This is a genomic window from Ruminococcus flavefaciens, assembly GCF_900108555.1.
Lineage (GTDB): Bacteria > Bacillota > Clostridia > Oscillospirales > Ruminococcaceae > Ruminococcus > Ruminococcus flavefaciens_P.
Window position 1 is genome coordinate 566,903 of record NZ_FNWV01000001.1, and the last position, 15,180, is coordinate 582,082.

The following is a 15,180-nucleotide window of genomic DNA, read 5'->3' on the forward strand; positions in this document are numbered from 1 at the left end:
CAGTTCACTGAGACTTTTCTTCATTTGCTGCTTTTTCGGCTTCTTCCTTGGAAGCCTTTTCTGCTTCTTCTTTCTTTTTCTTCAAATACTCCTCAGTGTGCTGTATAGTTGTCATGTCTCCTGCGACTTCGCCGTCTCTCAGTCTTCTTGCCACAACTATGAAACGTGAGTTATCATAGTCAGCGTAGCAGGTAGAAAGAGTCAGCAGCTTGTCGCCGTACTTTACATCGACACCTGTATCCAGAAGCTGTCCGCCACGGCAGTTGTCGATGTAGAACTTAAAGTCTTCTTCTGTATCAAAATCTTCCATATCCCAGTAATGGAAATCGGTAGCGTTATAGCTTCCGCTTGTTATGAGATATGCAAAGACGACGTATTCGTATTCCTTATAGTTCGAGCTCACCTCTATAAAGGGGTGCTGCTCATAGAATTCGGGATCGGGACGATATTTTCTCAACGATCCCATCATAGTTCCGTCATACCAGTTATGTCCGTAGATCACAAGATTATCAGACTGCTGACTTTCATCGCCGCCGAAGTTGTTGCGGTAATCCGCATAGAATGTTCCGCGGTCGTAATACTGTCTGAATATATCCTTTTCAAGATAATAGGAATTAGGCACCCACTCATCAGGTCCGTAATACGGATCGTTTGCAGCTACCTCACCGGGGTCTCTCAAGAACGGGTAATCGACCTGAGTTCCATCGATCTTTACCCAGCCCATAATGTCCTTGTTGAGACGCATCAGTGACTTGGTCCTCTCGCACACACCGTTAAGTGACGGCACGTAATCATAATTGTCTGCCCAATCGGCTGATAGCTTTTCGGCATTCGCCTCCGTTGCTGCTTCTGTCACAGTCTCGGGAACACTGTCAACTGTCGGAACAGATTTTTTGTCCTTGTTCAAATATAATGCAAACGCACCAAGTCCAACAGCCGCAGCGCAGCTTACGCAGGCTGTTATTGTTTTAGCGTTCTTGTTCATTGCTTATCACTTTCCTCCCTTTGGACCATAGGGAACGAATTTGGCATCTGGATCATAATGTTCGTCCGGATGGATCGAATAATATAATGTAGGCCACTTTATGTTAGGATTTGCCTCGCTGTGTTCAGTTCCCTTTTTAGGATCTTCTCCCTCTCTTACACGCCTTGCAAGAATTATAAGACGTCCTCTTTCATCGGGGAAGAAGGTGCTGCAGGTAGAAAGTGTAAGGAGCTGATCTCCGTACTCAACATCTACGTCGTTTGTGCGTATCGTCCTTCTCTTTGCTTCATTTACGAAATCGTAAAATTCCTTTTCGTCAGCAAAGTCAAGAGTATTCCAGCAGTCAAACCTCGTATCTGTATCGTCACTGTTATCAAGCATAAAAAATGCAAATATCTTATACTTGTATCTCTCATAATTGGAACTGAGATCAATTACAGGATGTGCTCCGTAATACGCCTCGTTCCTGAGATAATATTTTAAAAAGCCAAACATCTGATCGTCGTACATATCATGTCCGTAAAGGATCAGATTCTGCGAATTTTCATACCTTAAATATCCGTCCTCGCCTACATCATCGAAGTGATTTCTGTAGTCCATGAATATCTCACCAGCAATATTATCAGTGAGATCATATTTCTTGTCCAGATATTTTGAATTATCGTCTGCCTGTAAAACAGGGTTGTTGAGCGGTGTATCAGGGATACTGATAACACCTACTATATCATGGTTGATGTCCCAGAGCTTTTTAGCTCCGTCGAGCATACTGCCATATTTTTTTCTTTTATCTCCCTCGGGAGTAGTTACTTCTTCAATATCCGGCTCACGATCCTTATAGATATCGTATATATCCATTAATTCTGAAGTCTTGTGTTTACTTGACCAGAGATCGTAATAATAATCGCCAACAAGATATCCGCAGACACATATTGCGATTATTGAGCCGAGAAAAACGATCTTTCTTACGCACTCCAGCACACTGTCGCCTTTTTCGGGGAACAGTCCGCGAAGCCACTGCTTGAAAGTCTTTTTCTTCTTCTTTTTCTTCTTTTTTGCAGGCTTGACTGTCTCGTCAGGCACTGTACTCTTCTGAAAGCTTTGCTCGTCAATGCTCTCGCTTGTCTTTTTCAGCTGCTGTGCAGCCTCCTCCTCAGCCCGTTTTAGAGGAGCAAGCTGATCCTCAACAGTATTATTATGACCAACAGGAGTGAACACCATTGTATCCTCGGTATCATCAGCCTCAGCCTCTGTGAAAGTCTCAGCCGTTTCTTCGACAGCCGCAGCTGTTTCTTCCATCGTTGTATCTTCTTCCGAACTTTCAGTCACAGTTTCAGTGAAGTCCTCAACCTCCGCTGCGATACCGGTATCCACCTCTGAAAAATCCTCGGTAATTTCATCAGCAATCTCGCTCAATTCCTCTTGTACGGGTGTTTCAAGCTCATTGATGATGTCCGAGATATCGGGAGAAGCGTCAACTGCGGACTTTTCAGCCGCAGCAGCCGTTTCGGCAGCTGCTCTCTCAGCTTCAGCCTTTTCAAAAGCTATAGCCTGATCCAGCTCATCAAGGATATCCTCAGCTGTTGAGCTGTGCTTTTCCTTGGCGCGCATTATACGATCAGATATAGTTTCCGAGCGTTCGCTTTCCGATGTTTTATTATTGTCATAAGTCGTAGGCGCAACTTCTGCTTCGCCGTGTATCGACCTTCTGATAGCTTTTATCTTCTCAGCTCTGCGCTGAGCTTCTGAGCTTTCGTCGTTTAATCTATCGCTCATCAGTCTGTTTCCGCCTCCATCAGTACTTTTTCAATAGTGTCAAAGGCAAAAGCCGCTGTACACTTTCTTATATGCTCTCTGCTCATGTCACTGAGCTTCCAAAGCTCGGGCAGCCGTACAAATTGTCTGCCGCAGATATCGAAGCCAACATATACCGTTCCCACAGGTGTTTCAGCAGTTCCGCCCGATGGACCTGCGATCCCCGTTACGGAAACACACACATCTGCACCCGAACTTTTCTTTAGTCCTCTGACCATGTAAAGTGCAGTCTGTTCACTTACGACTCCGAAATCTTTGATCACCTCAGCAGGAACGTTAAGAAATTCTGTCTTTATTCTCTCCGAATAAGTACAGATCCCCAGTTCAAAAACTGCCGACGCGCCCGATACTGATGTTATAAGCTCCGAAAGGAGTCCGCCCGTACAGCTCTCCGCTGTAGCTATCTTCAGACCCTTCCGTTCTAATAATTTTACAACACTTTCAACTGTTTTGTCAAGTTTTTCGGTATTACATTCAGAAAATTTACTGCTTACCACTAAATTCACACGCTCTCTTTAGTCAACATTTCACAAAAATAAAGTGATTACTTTGTGAAAAACTTAAAAAATCAATCTCCAAAATTGAAGGTCTTCATCTCTGTATTTTCAACAGCCTTCTGTATGAGCGGCTCAAAATCAAAGCTGTTCTGAGCTTTTTCGATATCCGAAAGCTGAGGTCTTACCTTAGGGTGACGAGGGGTAAATACTGTACAGCAGTCCTCATAAGGCTGTACTGATGTATCAAATGTATCTATCTTGCGGGCTATCTCGATTATCTCTGTCTTGTCCATTCCGACACAGGGACGGAAAACAGGTATGCGGCATACCGCGTCGGTGCAAACCATAGCCGCCATTGTCTGACTTGCAACCTGTCCCACACTCTCACCTGTGATAAGTGCAAGGCAGTTGTCCTTTGCCGCGATGCGCTGAGCTATCTCCATCATGAGTCTCCTCATTATAATAGTAAAGAACTCCTCGGGACAGTGATCCTTGATAGCCTCCTGAAGCTCTGTGAACGGTACACAGTAGAATGCGATACCGCCGCAGTAGTCTGTGAGCTTCTGGCAGAGCTGCTCAACTTTAAGCTGTGCTCGGTCGGAAGTATAGGGAGGGCTTACATAGTGTATAGCCGCGATATGGATACCGCGCTTTGCCATCATATAGCCTGCAACGGGGCTGTCGATACCGCCCGAAAGAAGAAGCATAGCCTTTCCGCTGCTTCCTACGGGGAGTCCGCCTGCTCCCTTGATGTTCTCGGCGTGAACGAAAGCATTCTCGTCGCGTATCTCCACAGTTACCGTAACTTCGGGATTTTTAACATCAACAGTGAGGTGTGGGAACTTATCAAGAAGCTTGCCGCCCAGCTCCATGCATATCTCAGGTGACTTCATCGGGAAAGCCTTGTCCGAACGCTTTGCGTTGACCTTGAATGTCTTTGCGCAGCTCAGTACGTCCTCAAGATACTCATAGCTCTTATTGCAGATGTCATCGAAGTCCTTCTCACACACGCAGGCACGGCAGTATGTAGCGATACCGAATATCTTGCCCACTCTGTCGGCAACTTCACCGAGGTCGATGTCATCATCGAGAGGAGTTATGTATGTGGTAGACTGAGCACTGGTCATCTGGAAGTGACCGAGTGGCTTCAGTCTGCGCTTTATGTTCTTTATGAGCATATCCTCAAAGGTCTTTTTATTGAGACCTTTCAGTGCCATTTCACCGTATTTTACAAGTATTAACTCTTTCATATTTTTCTCCTATACTATTTAAATATATATTAACCTCTTATCTTTTCCATGCCCTCACTGAGTCCCTCGCAGAAGCTGTCAAGCTCCGCCTCGGTAGTCTCGGCAGTCATGCTGATACGCAGCGCACTGTCCGCACGTTTGTCCCTTATGCCGAACTGTCCGAGAACTCCGCTCTGCTGACCCTTTGAGCAAGCCGAGCCGCTTGAAACATATATCTCCCTGCTTTCAAGAAAGTGGAGCATTATCTCCGAGCGCTTGCCCACCGCCGATATATTCACCACATATGGCGAACCGTCCTCGGGAGAGTTCACCGTAACACCTTCTATACCGCTGAGCTTGTCAAGCAGATAGGCTTTAAGTCCGCTGACTTTTTCGTAACGCTCCGATATGGTTGGAGCAAGCTTCTTCACAGCCGCACCGAATGCCGCAATGAGCGGAACACTTTCAGTTCCCGAGCGTATGCCCTTTTCCTGCTTGCCGCCCGTAACTACGGGAAGCACACGGACTCCCTTTTTTATGTAGATCGCTCCAACACCCTTTGCACCGTGTATCTTGTGTCCGCTGAGGGATATGAGATCGGCACTGAGTGCGTTTGCTTTAACAGGTAGTTTCATGTAAGCCTGAACGCAGTCCGTATGAGTTATGATATCGGGAAATTTCCGCTTTACTGCGGAGAAAGTCTCCTTGACGGGCATAATATAGCCTGTTTCGTTATTGACGTACATCATGCTGATGAGGCAGGTATCGTCATCGCAGGCATTTACGAAATCAGCGGCATAGTATCTTCCGTCCTCACGAGGCGAAACACGCACCACATCAAAACCCTTTTTCTCAAGGTCGGCAGCAGTCTCCTCCACGGAAGCGTGTTCAACTGCTGATATAACTATCTTTTTACGCTTTCTTCCGTAAGCAGCCGAAGCTCCGCGGAGTGCGAGATTGTTGCTCTCGGTAGCTCCCGAAGTAAAAATTATACAGCCGCTTTCAACGCCTATTGAGTCGGCGATCGCCTTTCTTGCACCGTCCATGAGGAGCTGCGCATTGAGTCCCACACGGTGCAGCGACGACGGATTGCCGTAGTTATCGGTCATAGCTCCCACAGCAGCCTCTATAGCTTCTGCGCAGGGCTTGGTGGTAGCTGCATTGTCAAGGTAAACTTCCATTTCATGTTCCCTTCATTCGTTTATAGTTGCACTCTATATTATAACATATAATTCAAAAAATAGCAACACTCGCGCGGAGCGATCTGCCGCTTTCCACTTTTTAGCGCAAAATCGAAAATATATTCGTTTTTCTGTTGCTTTTTAAGTACTCTTATGATATAATAAATGTATCTATCTGCTTATAACTTGATAAGTCTTAAAATATGCTTGGAGGAATTATTATGCACTTACAGGAGAAAACTATATCCAGTGATGTTAAATACGAAGGACCTATCTTCACTATCACTCACGACACCGCAGAGCTTGAAAACGGCAAGACTGCTGTCAGAGACGTGCTCCACCACCACGGCGGCGTATGCGTGATACCAATAACAGAAAACAACGAGATATTCCTTGTTAAGCAGTTCCGCTATCCTTTTCAGACAGTAACAAGAGAAGTACCTGCGGGCAAGCTCGAAAAAGGCGAAGATCACGCCGTATGCGGCAGACGCGAGCTTCTCGAGGAAACAGGCTACACCTGCTCGGAATACGTCTACCTCGGTGAAATGCTGCCTACTCCTGCTTACAACAGTGAGGTAACATATATGTACCTTGCAAAGGGACTGACTTTCAGCAGCCAGAACCTTGATCCCGATGAATTTCTCGATGTTGAGCGCATACCTCTTTCGGAAGCCGTAAAGCAGGTCATGGACGGTACTATCCGTGACGGCAAAACACAGGTAACCATACTCAAAGCCGCACGTATACTGGGAATATAAAAAGACCCACCTCACGGTAGGTCTTTAAACAGTGCCATAGATCAAGCCTCTTCAGCTTCTTCAACATTTTCGTTTGCTTCCTCAGCTTCAAGGATAGCAAGCTGTCTTTCGTAAGCTTCGATAACGTTTTCCTCAAAAAGCTTTCTTGCGGAAGCTGATATCGGATGAACGATATCACGGAATACTCCGTTTTCGTCCTTTCTGCTGGGCATTGCCACGAAGAGTCTTTCATCTCCCTGTACCACCTTGATATCATGCACTGCGAGCATATCGTCGATAGTAACCGAAACTACCGCTCTGAGTCTGCCCTCAGACATGATCTTTCTAACCTTTACATCTGTAATTTCCATAGATTTTCCTCCTTAAACGTCTATGAACTCCTTGGTCTGACTGCTGATTTTCTTTATATCTCCCACATTACGCAGCAGTTAGTAAACCTATAAACTATTATAGCGTATATTTTGTAAAAATGCAAGCTAAATTTTGTTTTTATAAGGAAAAAATCTAATTATTTCAAGTCAAAGCGATGAAAACTTTGTGAAAAGCGCGTGACAGCGTTGTTTTGACCTCTCTGTAAACATCATGAGATCACAAATACTGTTAACATTTTCCGTTTTTCAGCACAAGAAAATATCAGTTCATCATAAATAATGGACTGTTTATATCTCCCGATACTATTCGGGCATATACTATTATAATATATAAGAAAGGTGATCATTTTGGATACCAATATTTTAAACGGTAAAAAGCACATTCATTTCATAGGCATAGGCGGTTCGGGTATGTACCCTCTTGCACAGATACTCCACTCTCAGGGCTACTACCTTACAGGCTCTGACAATAATGAGACCGAGACCCTTGATGCTGTAAGAAAAATGGGTATTCCCGTTTTCATAGGTCAGAGAGCAGAAAATATTGAGGGTGCTGACCTTATCGTACACACTGCCGCTATCATGGCTGACAACCCCGAGCTCGTAGCCGCAAGAGCAAGCGGAGTCCCTGTGCTTGAACGTGCAGACCTTCTCGGTATCGTAACCAGCTGGTACAGCAACGCTATCTGCGTTTCGGGTACTCACGGCAAGACCTCGACCACCTCAATGATAACACAGATACTTTACACAGCAGGCATCGACCTCTCGGCATATATTGGCGGAAAGCTCCCCTGCATCGGCGGAAGCGGCATTGCAGGCAAAAGCGATATCATGGTATGCGAGTCCTGCGAATTCGAGGATCACTTCCTTAAATTCTTCCCCGATATATCCGTAATACTCAACATCGACGCCGATCACCTTGATTACTTCGGCACACTTGAAAATATCATCAAGTCTTTCCATAAATTCAACGAGAACACTTCAAAGTGTATCATCGTAAACGGCTCTGACGCAAACTCAATGAAGTCACTTGAAGGCATTACAGGCAAAGAGATAATCACCTTCGGCAAGGACAGCTCCTGCGATTACTATCCCGAGAATGTAAAGCACGAAAACGGTCTCCTCACCACTTACGACGCTATGTACAAGGGCGAAAAGCTTGGCACTGTTACTCTTCACGTTGCAGGAATACACAATGTCCTCAACTCACTTGCAGCAGTTGCCGCTGCCCGTTATGTTGGCACTGATTTCAAGTTCATACAGAAAGGACTTGAGGACTTCCGCGGTGCTAAACGCCGTTTCGAGAAGCTCGGCTTTGAAAAGGGCATAACTGTAGTCGATGACTACGCTCACCACCCAACAGAGCTTGAAGCTACTCTCAATGCAGCTATGGAGATGAACTTCAACCACGTATGGGCTGTGTTCCAGCCTTTCACATTCTCACGTACAAAGCTACTGCTTGACGACTTTGCAAGAGTCTTACAGATACCCGACCACGCAGTCCTTACCGACATAATGGGAAGCCGCGAAAAAAACACCTACGGTATCTTCACCCGTCACCTTGCAGAAAAGATACCGAACTGCATATGGTTCCCGCAGGACGAGACAGCTGAATGGACAGACGAAAGAAAATATGCTAACTTTGAACAGATATGCGACTATGTATGCGATCACGCTGAGGAGGGCGACCTTGTCATAACTCTCGGCTGCGGTGACGCTTACAAGATCGCTAAGATGATACTGAAAAAGCTTTCGGAGGAATGATTATGCTCAAGGATAAGGAAATCGCTGTTTTCAACTACATCAAATCCCGTCTAAGCGACGGTATGTCACCTTCTGTAAGAGAGATAATGGACGCTATGGGCTTCAAGTCCACATCAACTGCCCACCGTTATATCGAGACTCTCGTCCGCAATGGGCTCATCGAGAAAACAGGCAACCTGAACCGCACCCTGCGCCTGCCAAACAGTGGTACTACTTCTGTTCCCGTTATGGGCACTGTCACAGCAGGCAAGCCTATCACAGCTGTTGAAGATATCACGGGATATATCGGCTTTGAAGCTCCGGGAGTTGATCCGCAGGACCTTTTTGCACTGAAAATACGCGGCGAGAGCATGATAAACGCAGGTATCCTCGACGGTGATATAGTTATCGTTCAGCGCGTGAATTACGCTGAAAACGGCGATATCGTAGTAGCCTTTATCGGCCGTGAGGAGGCTACTGTCAAGACCTTCTACAAGGAACGCGGACACTACCGTTTGCAGCCCGAAAACGATACTATGGAGCCTATCATCGTGGACGAAGTGGAAGTTCTCGGCAAAGTCATCGGCTTAAAGCGTTATTATTGAGCCCTTAGCCGTTAGCCGTCAGCTTGTAGGGGACGGCGTCCTCGACGTCCCTCAGACAGACGTTACTACGATAAATCGGAATTTTGCGCATAAGCGCAAAGTTGAGAGTTGAGAATTGAGAGTTGTGGTATCGCCTGCGGCGATACTATTTAAATAACGTGAGCGCAGCGAACACATTAACTCTCAACTCTACACTCTCAACTCTAAACTGAATCAAAATTTAGCAAAGCTAAATTCTGATTTATCTCAGACTCTCAACTAAACCAACTCCGAGGTAAAAAAACATGACACTAAACGAAATAATGGCACTTATTGACCGTTCTTTATTTGCCGAAATTGGATACACCGACGAACAAAACCGACAGAATATACGCAAGGTTTTCTGTGTATGGCACAAGGGCTTGGGCAGACATCTTATCTCCACGAATACAAGTTCGAGCCATGTAAAGAGCCTGATGAAAAACAATAACGTCTGCCTGTACTTCTCAGATGATACGACCTTCGAGGGCGTATGCCTGTACGGAAAAGCTGAGATACGCTCCGAAAGAGAATACAGAGAACTTCTCTGGAATGAGGGCGATGAAAAGTACTATCCCAAGGGCATAGATGATGAGGACTACTGCGTTCTGGAAATTATAGCCGAAAGCGGCAGATCTTACCGCTTTGACGGAAAAGGTGATCTTTCAAAGACAGAGATAGACTCATTTGACAGTGACAAAAAATACGAAAACGGATATTCAAAGTTCAGTGAAAAGAGTTGATAACAATGCAGGATAAGCAACAGAATAACGATCTTAACGACATACTGTCAGCCTTTAAGTCAGCTGCGTCCGACGACGAAAACTCTTCGGGACAGAAAATGAGCTCCGAGGAAGCTGCGGCAAAAGTCGAGGAAATGTTTGCCCAGGCAAGGGCTCAGAGTACAGGCAAAAAGAAAAAGCGCGGCAGTTCATCTGCCGAAGAAGCTCCAGCTTCTTTTGAATTGCCCGAGACAGCTCCAGAACCCTCGGAAGCCGCGGAAAAGAGCACAGGCATATTCACAGGCACAAAGGAAAAGAAAGAAAGTGCAAAAACAAAAGATGAGAGGTTACAATCTGATGTTGCCGCACTTTCCGCAGAGCTGACCGAGGGCAGGCTGAGTTCAGAAGAAGCCGAGAAAAAGATCTCCGAGATGCTGACTCTTGCAAGCTCGCAAAATCAGAAAAAAACAAAGAATTCAGCCTATTCGCCCAAAACAGTCGAAGTAATAGTCCTTACAGTCATTGCTGTTCTGCTTTTTGTTATTACAATGGACTCGGGACTACCGGGACCGCTTTCCCCTGTTGCTATCCTTATCCCTGCTCTTTTCGGAATAGGATACAGATATTTCAAGAAACAGCTGCCTATACGCAAAGCTGTTTCGGAAAGTATCCCGCATATCATAATATCAGCTGTATTTATGATAGGTGTCATTCTCGCCCTTATATAAGCTGAGAGTTATTATTGCCCCCCCTTAACAGCTCGATATTGATGGAGAAATATCCCGCTCTGTAATAACGTTCACACTATCAATACGCACTGACAACTTGTCACTAAAATAAAAATTTTTCAAAAACCTCTTCCATTTCTGCGAAAAATAGTGTATAATGTAAGTTGGTTTAAAATACGCCACAGAAAGGACGATACTATGCTTAATGAAGTTAAGGTAATCATCTGCGGAAAGGAATACAAGATAAAGACCGCAGAAGCACCTAATTACGTATTTGCTCTTGCAAGAGCACTTGAAACAAAGATCAACGAGATCACCGCAGCAAGCGGTTCTTCACCCTATGCTGCTTCAATAATGGTCGCTATGGCTCTCCTTGACGACCTCAACAAGGCTAATCAGCGTCTTGACAGTATCCGCGACCAGACTAAGGAATATGTTGACGAGGCAGGCAGAACACGTATCGAGCGTGACGCTGCACAGAAGGAGATCGAAGTACTCAAATCAAAGATAGTTCAGCTTGAGAATATGGTAAAGCTCAAGCAGCTCAGTGACAGCATTTAATGAATAAAGCCGAAATACTCGCCCCCGCAGGCAGCATGGAGACTTTACAGGCTGCTCTCAGATCGGGTGCAGACGCTGTATACATAGGCGGCAAGCGTTTTTCCGCCAGAAGCAGTGCTGCAAATTTCTCTGCGGAGGAAATAGCCGAAGCCGCAAGGCTCTGCCATAAGTACGGTGCAAAGCTGGATCTTGCGGTGAATACTATCATTTCCGATGAAGAAGCCGAAGAGTTCTGCGAATACATCAAAGCCGCTGCAAAAAGCGGAGTTGACGCGTTCATCGTTCAGGACTGGGGCTGTGCGGAGCTTATACGCCGCTGTGTTCCCGATGCCGTACTTCACGGCTCTACACAAATGTCGGTGCATACTGCCGAGGGAGCTTCCCTGCTCCGTGAGCTGGGCTATACAAGAGCAGTCCCTGCGCGAGAGCTTGACAAAGCTGCTATTTCACGCATCTGCAATGTGGGTATAGAGACCGAGATATTCGTACACGGTGCGCTGTGTATGTCAGTCTCGGGACAGTGCTATATGTCCGCCATGATAGGTTCGCGTTCCGCTAACCGCGGCTGCTGCGGACAGGCTTGCAGACTGCCGTTCTCGGCTGTGGGAAATAAGAGCAAAGCCGTATTGTCGCTGAAAGACCTATCTCTCCTGCCATATGCACAGGAGCTTGCCGAAATGGGCGTTGACTCATTCAAGATAGAGGGACGCATGAAACGCCCCGAATATGTAGCTTCGGCAGTACACGAACTCAAAGCTTCTCTTGACGGTGAAGCCCCCGATATGAAGCTTCTGCGCGGAGTTTTCTCACGAAGCGGCTTTACTGACGGCTACTATACCGCGCAGAGAACGGATATGTTCGGAGTACGCGAGAAGGACGATGTTATTTCCGCTCACGAGCTTATCCCAAAGATACACGAGCTTTATCGCTTTGAGCGCAAGGCTTTTACTGCTGATTTCCATGCAGTCATAAAGAATAACACACCTGTGTGCATCACCGCGAACTGCGGCGATATCTCGGTGAGTGCCGAGGGTGATATCCCTCAGCAGGCTATAAAACGCCCTACCGATATGGATATGCTCACAAAGCAGCTTTCAAAGCTTGGTGATACGGTATTCAGCTTCGGCAGACTTACTGCCGATATAGATGATGGACTTATAGTCCCCGCAGGCAAGCTCAACGAGCTGCGCCGCGAAGTGGCTGAAAAGCTCACAGAGCGCATTATATCTGCAAATACACCTGCTTATACCATAACAGACTACTTACCGCAGAAGCCTGAACGCTCCGCAGTCTGTATGTCAGAAAAGCTTCCTGTAAGGGCTTTCTGCCGAACAGTAAAACAGGCTGTCATTGCAGCCCCTCTTTCGGAATATGTAATTATCCCCGAAGAGCTGATAAATGATGAACTTCTCGGTGCCGTGGATACAGGAAAGATAATAGTTTCTCCTCCGCGCTTCATTGTCAATGAGGAAAAACTCGCAAACAGACTCACAGAGCTGAAAAGCAAGGGCTTGAACAGGCTTTACTGCCATACTCCCGATCATATCGCTATGGGCAGAAAGTCGGGATACAAGCTCCACGGAAGCTTCACACTGAATGTTTTCAACTCATTCAGTGCGGAATACCTTCACGGTCTCGGACTTGAGGACTGCATTTTCTCCGTAGAAGCTACCTTGCCGCAGATAGCCAATGTGTGTACATCTCTGCCGATCGGTGCGGCAGTATACGGCAGACTTCCACTTATGCTCACACGAAACTGCCCAATAAAGAATGAAGTGGGCTGCGGAAAATGCACAAAGAAGCTCATAGACCGCACAGGACGCGAGCTCACTGTAGCCTGCTCAAAGGACTATGTGGAGATACTCAACGCCGACAGACTCTCCATGCTCGACAGAACAGACGAGCTGAACAATATATCATTCGGAGTCGCTTATCTCTCAGATGAGGACGATGATATGATACGCTCTGTTCTCACAGGGCGAAAGCCGCAGGGAAACATCACCCGCGGACTATACTACAGAGGTATCTGAATATGAAACTCACCTTCAAAAAACTCGATCCAAAGGCTGTTATCCCCTCCCGTGCCACAGCAGGGAGCGCAGGTCTTGATCTTTGCGCCTGCCTCGATGAGCCTGTTACTCTCGAAGCAGGAGAGATAAAAATGATACCCATAGGTATCACTGCACAGCCTGACTGTGATGATATAGCACTGCTCATCTACCCACGCTCGGGACTTTCATCAAAATTCGGAGTCTCCCTCGCTAACTGCGTCGGTGTTGTTGACAGCGATTACCGCGGAGCATGGTTCGTTCCGCTCATAAACCACGGAAAAGCTCCGTTCACGGTCGAACACGGTATGCGTATCGCACAGGTGATCCCAACACGTATCTTAATGCCCGAGATAGAAGTCAGTGACGAACTCTCGGAGACTGAGCGCGGAAGCGGCGGCTTCGGCTCGTCAGGCATCTGATATATACTAAGTTTTACAAAAGATTGGAGATATTATTATGAAAAAAACTCTATATTTTCTGCTTCTTCTTATATGCGGCTGTATACTCGGCGGAATAATCGCAAGTGCGGCTTCGGGCTCATTTGCATGGCTTGGCTGGTCAAGAGGCATCACACTCGCTCCGAGTACATTTGCAACTGATCTTATCTCACTTACCTTCGGTTTTTCTGTAAATATCAGCGTTGCACAGGTCATCTGTATCATCGCAGCGATATATGCGTACATAAAGACCGCTCCGAAGGTGATCTCAGGCTGAAAAATATATCTGCTGTTGTCCTTTTCGACAGTTTTTCATCACCAGCGGACAGTTATGTCACCGTAATACACTAAATTTGTCGGGAAATGCTTTTTCTCGCCGAAAATTCTTGTACATATGTCCCATTGGTGATATAATATAATATGTGTATAACAAGAATTAATGCATTTTAAGGAGCTGCAAAATGTTTACAAAAGATATTGGCATTGACCTCGGAACTGCTAATACCCTCGTATATATGAGGGGAAAAGGTATAATAATAAGAGAGCCTTCAGTAGTTGCCGTAAATACAAGAACGGATAAATGCCGCTATGTCGGTAAGGAGGCAAAGGACGTCATCGGTCGTACTCCCGGTTCTATCGTTGCTGTCAGACCTCTGAAGGACGGCGTTATCGCCGATTTCGATATAGCTACCACAATGCTTCAGGAATTTATAAGAAAAGCCCTAAAGGGTACTCTTTTTACCAAAGCTAACGTTATCATATGTATACCTTCGGGCGTTACTGCCGTTGAAAGACGTGCTGTACGTGAGTCCTGCAAAAAGGCAGGCGCTAACAACGTACTCATTATCGAGGAGCCTATGGCTGCCGCTATCGGTGCAGGTCTCCCCACAAACGCTCCCGCAGGCAGCATGATAGTTGATATCGGCGGCGGTACGAGCGAAGTCGCTGTAATATCAATGGGCGGCATCGTTGCTTCACGCTCTGTAAGATGTGCAGGCGATGAGTTCGATGCAGCTATCATCAACTATATCAAGAAAAAGTATAATCTCCTTATAGGCGAAAGAACTGCCGAGAACATCAAGCTGGATATCGGCTCTGCTTTCCCAAGTGAGAAGGAAGAAGCTCAGGAGATAAAGGGAAGAAATCTTCTCAACGGTCTCCCTGAGAATATAACAGTTACTTCTGCCGAGATACGTGACGCTCTCGTTGAGCCTCTTTCAAGAGTCATCGACGCTATAAAGTCCACTCTTGAAGAAACTCCTCCCGAGCTTTCGGCAGATATAATCGACCACGGCATTACTCTCGCAGGCGGCGGAGCACTTCTCCGCGGTCTGGACAAGCTCATAAACCGCGAAACAGGTATGCCCGTTTATATCGCAGAGTATCCTCTTGACTGCGTTGCAGAGGGTACAGGCAAGATACTGGAAAATATCAGCGATTATCAGGACGCTCTCACCGAAAACGTCAAGTACTATTAAGGAG

At 46.3% G+C, this 15,180-nt stretch carries 16 protein-coding genes; 10 read left to right on the forward strand and 6 right to left on the reverse strand.

Going from position 1 to position 15,180, the window contains the following annotated elements; genetic code table 11:
• Positions 1 to 4: 4 nt before the first annotated feature.
• The 5 genes from BLW60_RS02410 to BLW60_RS02430 all read right to left on the reverse strand — a co-directional run bounded on the left by BLW60_RS02410 (position 5) and on the right by BLW60_RS02430 (position 5,704).
• Positions 5 to 985: a class B sortase gene (locus BLW60_RS02410; protein ID WP_074714292.1), complete on the reverse strand. Its 981-nt coding sequence runs from the start codon at positions 983 to 985 to the stop codon at positions 5 to 7.
• A 6-nt stretch (positions 986 to 991) separates the two neighbouring features.
• On the reverse strand, positions 992 to 2,758 hold the full coding sequence (locus tag BLW60_RS02415) for a class B sortase (protein ID WP_074714293.1): 1,767 nt from the start codon (positions 2,756 to 2,758) through the stop codon (positions 992 to 994).
• Complete coding sequence (locus tag BLW60_RS02420) at positions 2,758 to 3,303, reverse strand: CinA family protein (protein ID WP_242872814.1); 546 nt, start codon at positions 3,301 to 3,303, stop codon at positions 2,758 to 2,760. The genes BLW60_RS02415 and BLW60_RS02420 overlap by 1 nt, the downstream gene beginning before the upstream one ends.
• A gap of 62 nt (positions 3,304 to 3,365) precedes the next feature.
• A complete protein-coding gene (thiI, locus tag BLW60_RS02425) occupies positions 3,366 to 4,544 on the reverse strand; it encodes a tRNA uracil 4-sulfurtransferase ThiI (RefSeq protein ID WP_074714295.1) in 1,179 nt (392 codons plus the stop codon).
• A gap of 29 nt (positions 4,545 to 4,573) precedes the next feature.
• Positions 4,574 to 5,704: a cysteine desulfurase family protein gene (locus BLW60_RS02430; RefSeq protein WP_074714296.1), complete on the reverse strand. Its 1,131-nt coding sequence runs from the start codon at positions 5,702 to 5,704 to the stop codon at positions 4,574 to 4,576.
• Between the two features lie 221 nt (positions 5,705 to 5,925).
• Here BLW60_RS02430 and BLW60_RS02435 point away from each other — a divergent pair, with 221 nt between their 5' ends.
• Positions 5,926 to 6,462, forward strand: a complete 537-nt coding sequence (locus tag BLW60_RS02435; protein WP_074714297.1) for an NUDIX domain-containing protein — start codon at positions 5,926 to 5,928, stop codon at positions 6,460 to 6,462.
• Between the two features lie 41 nt (positions 6,463 to 6,503).
• Here the strand turns inward: BLW60_RS02435 and spoVG are convergent, their stop codons facing one another.
• Positions 6,504 to 6,812, reverse strand: coding sequence for a septation regulator SpoVG (gene spoVG / locus BLW60_RS02440; RefSeq protein ID WP_074714298.1), 309 nt, complete (start codon positions 6,810 to 6,812; stop codon positions 6,504 to 6,506).
• A gap of 369 nt (positions 6,813 to 7,181) precedes the next feature.
• On the opposite strand from spoVG, the gene murC reads away from it, so the two are divergent.
• The 9 genes from murC to BLW60_RS02485 all read left to right on the forward strand — a co-directional run bounded on the left by murC (position 7,182) and on the right by BLW60_RS02485 (position 15,176).
• A complete protein-coding gene (gene murC, locus BLW60_RS02445) occupies positions 7,182 to 8,597 on the forward strand; it encodes a UDP-N-acetylmuramate--L-alanine ligase (RefSeq protein WP_074714299.1) in 1,416 nt (471 codons plus the stop codon).
• 2 nt (positions 8,598 to 8,599) lie between these two features.
• Positions 8,600 to 9,181, forward strand: coding sequence for a transcriptional repressor LexA (lexA, locus tag BLW60_RS02450; protein ID WP_074714300.1), 582 nt, complete (start codon positions 8,600 to 8,602; stop codon positions 9,179 to 9,181).
• 284 nt (positions 9,182 to 9,465) lie between these two features.
• Positions 9,466 to 9,942 (forward strand): pyridoxamine 5'-phosphate oxidase family protein, encoded by a 477-nt coding sequence (locus tag BLW60_RS02455; RefSeq protein WP_074714301.1) that lies wholly within the window; start codon positions 9,466 to 9,468, stop codon positions 9,940 to 9,942.
• A gap of 5 nt (positions 9,943 to 9,947) precedes the next feature.
• Positions 9,948 to 10,649: a hypothetical protein gene (locus BLW60_RS02460; protein ID WP_074714302.1), complete on the forward strand. Its 702-nt coding sequence runs from the start codon at positions 9,948 to 9,950 to the stop codon at positions 10,647 to 10,649.
• 198 nt (positions 10,650 to 10,847) lie between these two features.
• Positions 10,848 to 11,210, forward strand: a complete 363-nt coding sequence (locus BLW60_RS02465) for a cell division protein ZapA (protein WP_028518409.1) — start codon at positions 10,848 to 10,850, stop codon at positions 11,208 to 11,210.
• A complete protein-coding gene (locus tag BLW60_RS02470; RefSeq protein ID WP_074714303.1) occupies positions 11,210 to 13,240 on the forward strand; it encodes a U32 family peptidase in 2,031 nt (676 codons plus the stop codon). The genes BLW60_RS02465 and BLW60_RS02470 overlap by 1 nt, the downstream gene beginning before the upstream one ends.
• A gap of 2 nt (positions 13,241 to 13,242) precedes the next feature.
• Positions 13,243 to 13,680: a dUTP diphosphatase gene (gene dut / locus BLW60_RS02475; RefSeq protein ID WP_074714304.1), complete on the forward strand. Its 438-nt coding sequence runs from the start codon at positions 13,243 to 13,245 to the stop codon at positions 13,678 to 13,680.
• 37 nt (positions 13,681 to 13,717) lie between these two features.
• Positions 13,718 to 13,975: a DUF4321 domain-containing protein gene (locus BLW60_RS02480; protein ID WP_081348081.1), complete on the forward strand. Its 258-nt coding sequence runs from the start codon at positions 13,718 to 13,720 to the stop codon at positions 13,973 to 13,975.
• A 184-nt stretch (positions 13,976 to 14,159) separates the two neighbouring features.
• The gene (locus BLW60_RS02485; RefSeq protein ID WP_028518405.1) at positions 14,160 to 15,176 is read left to right on the forward strand and encodes a rod shape-determining protein; all 1,017 of its coding nucleotides are present in this window, start codon (positions 14,160 to 14,162) and stop codon (positions 15,174 to 15,176) included.
• Positions 15,177 to 15,180 lie beyond the last annotated feature (4 nt).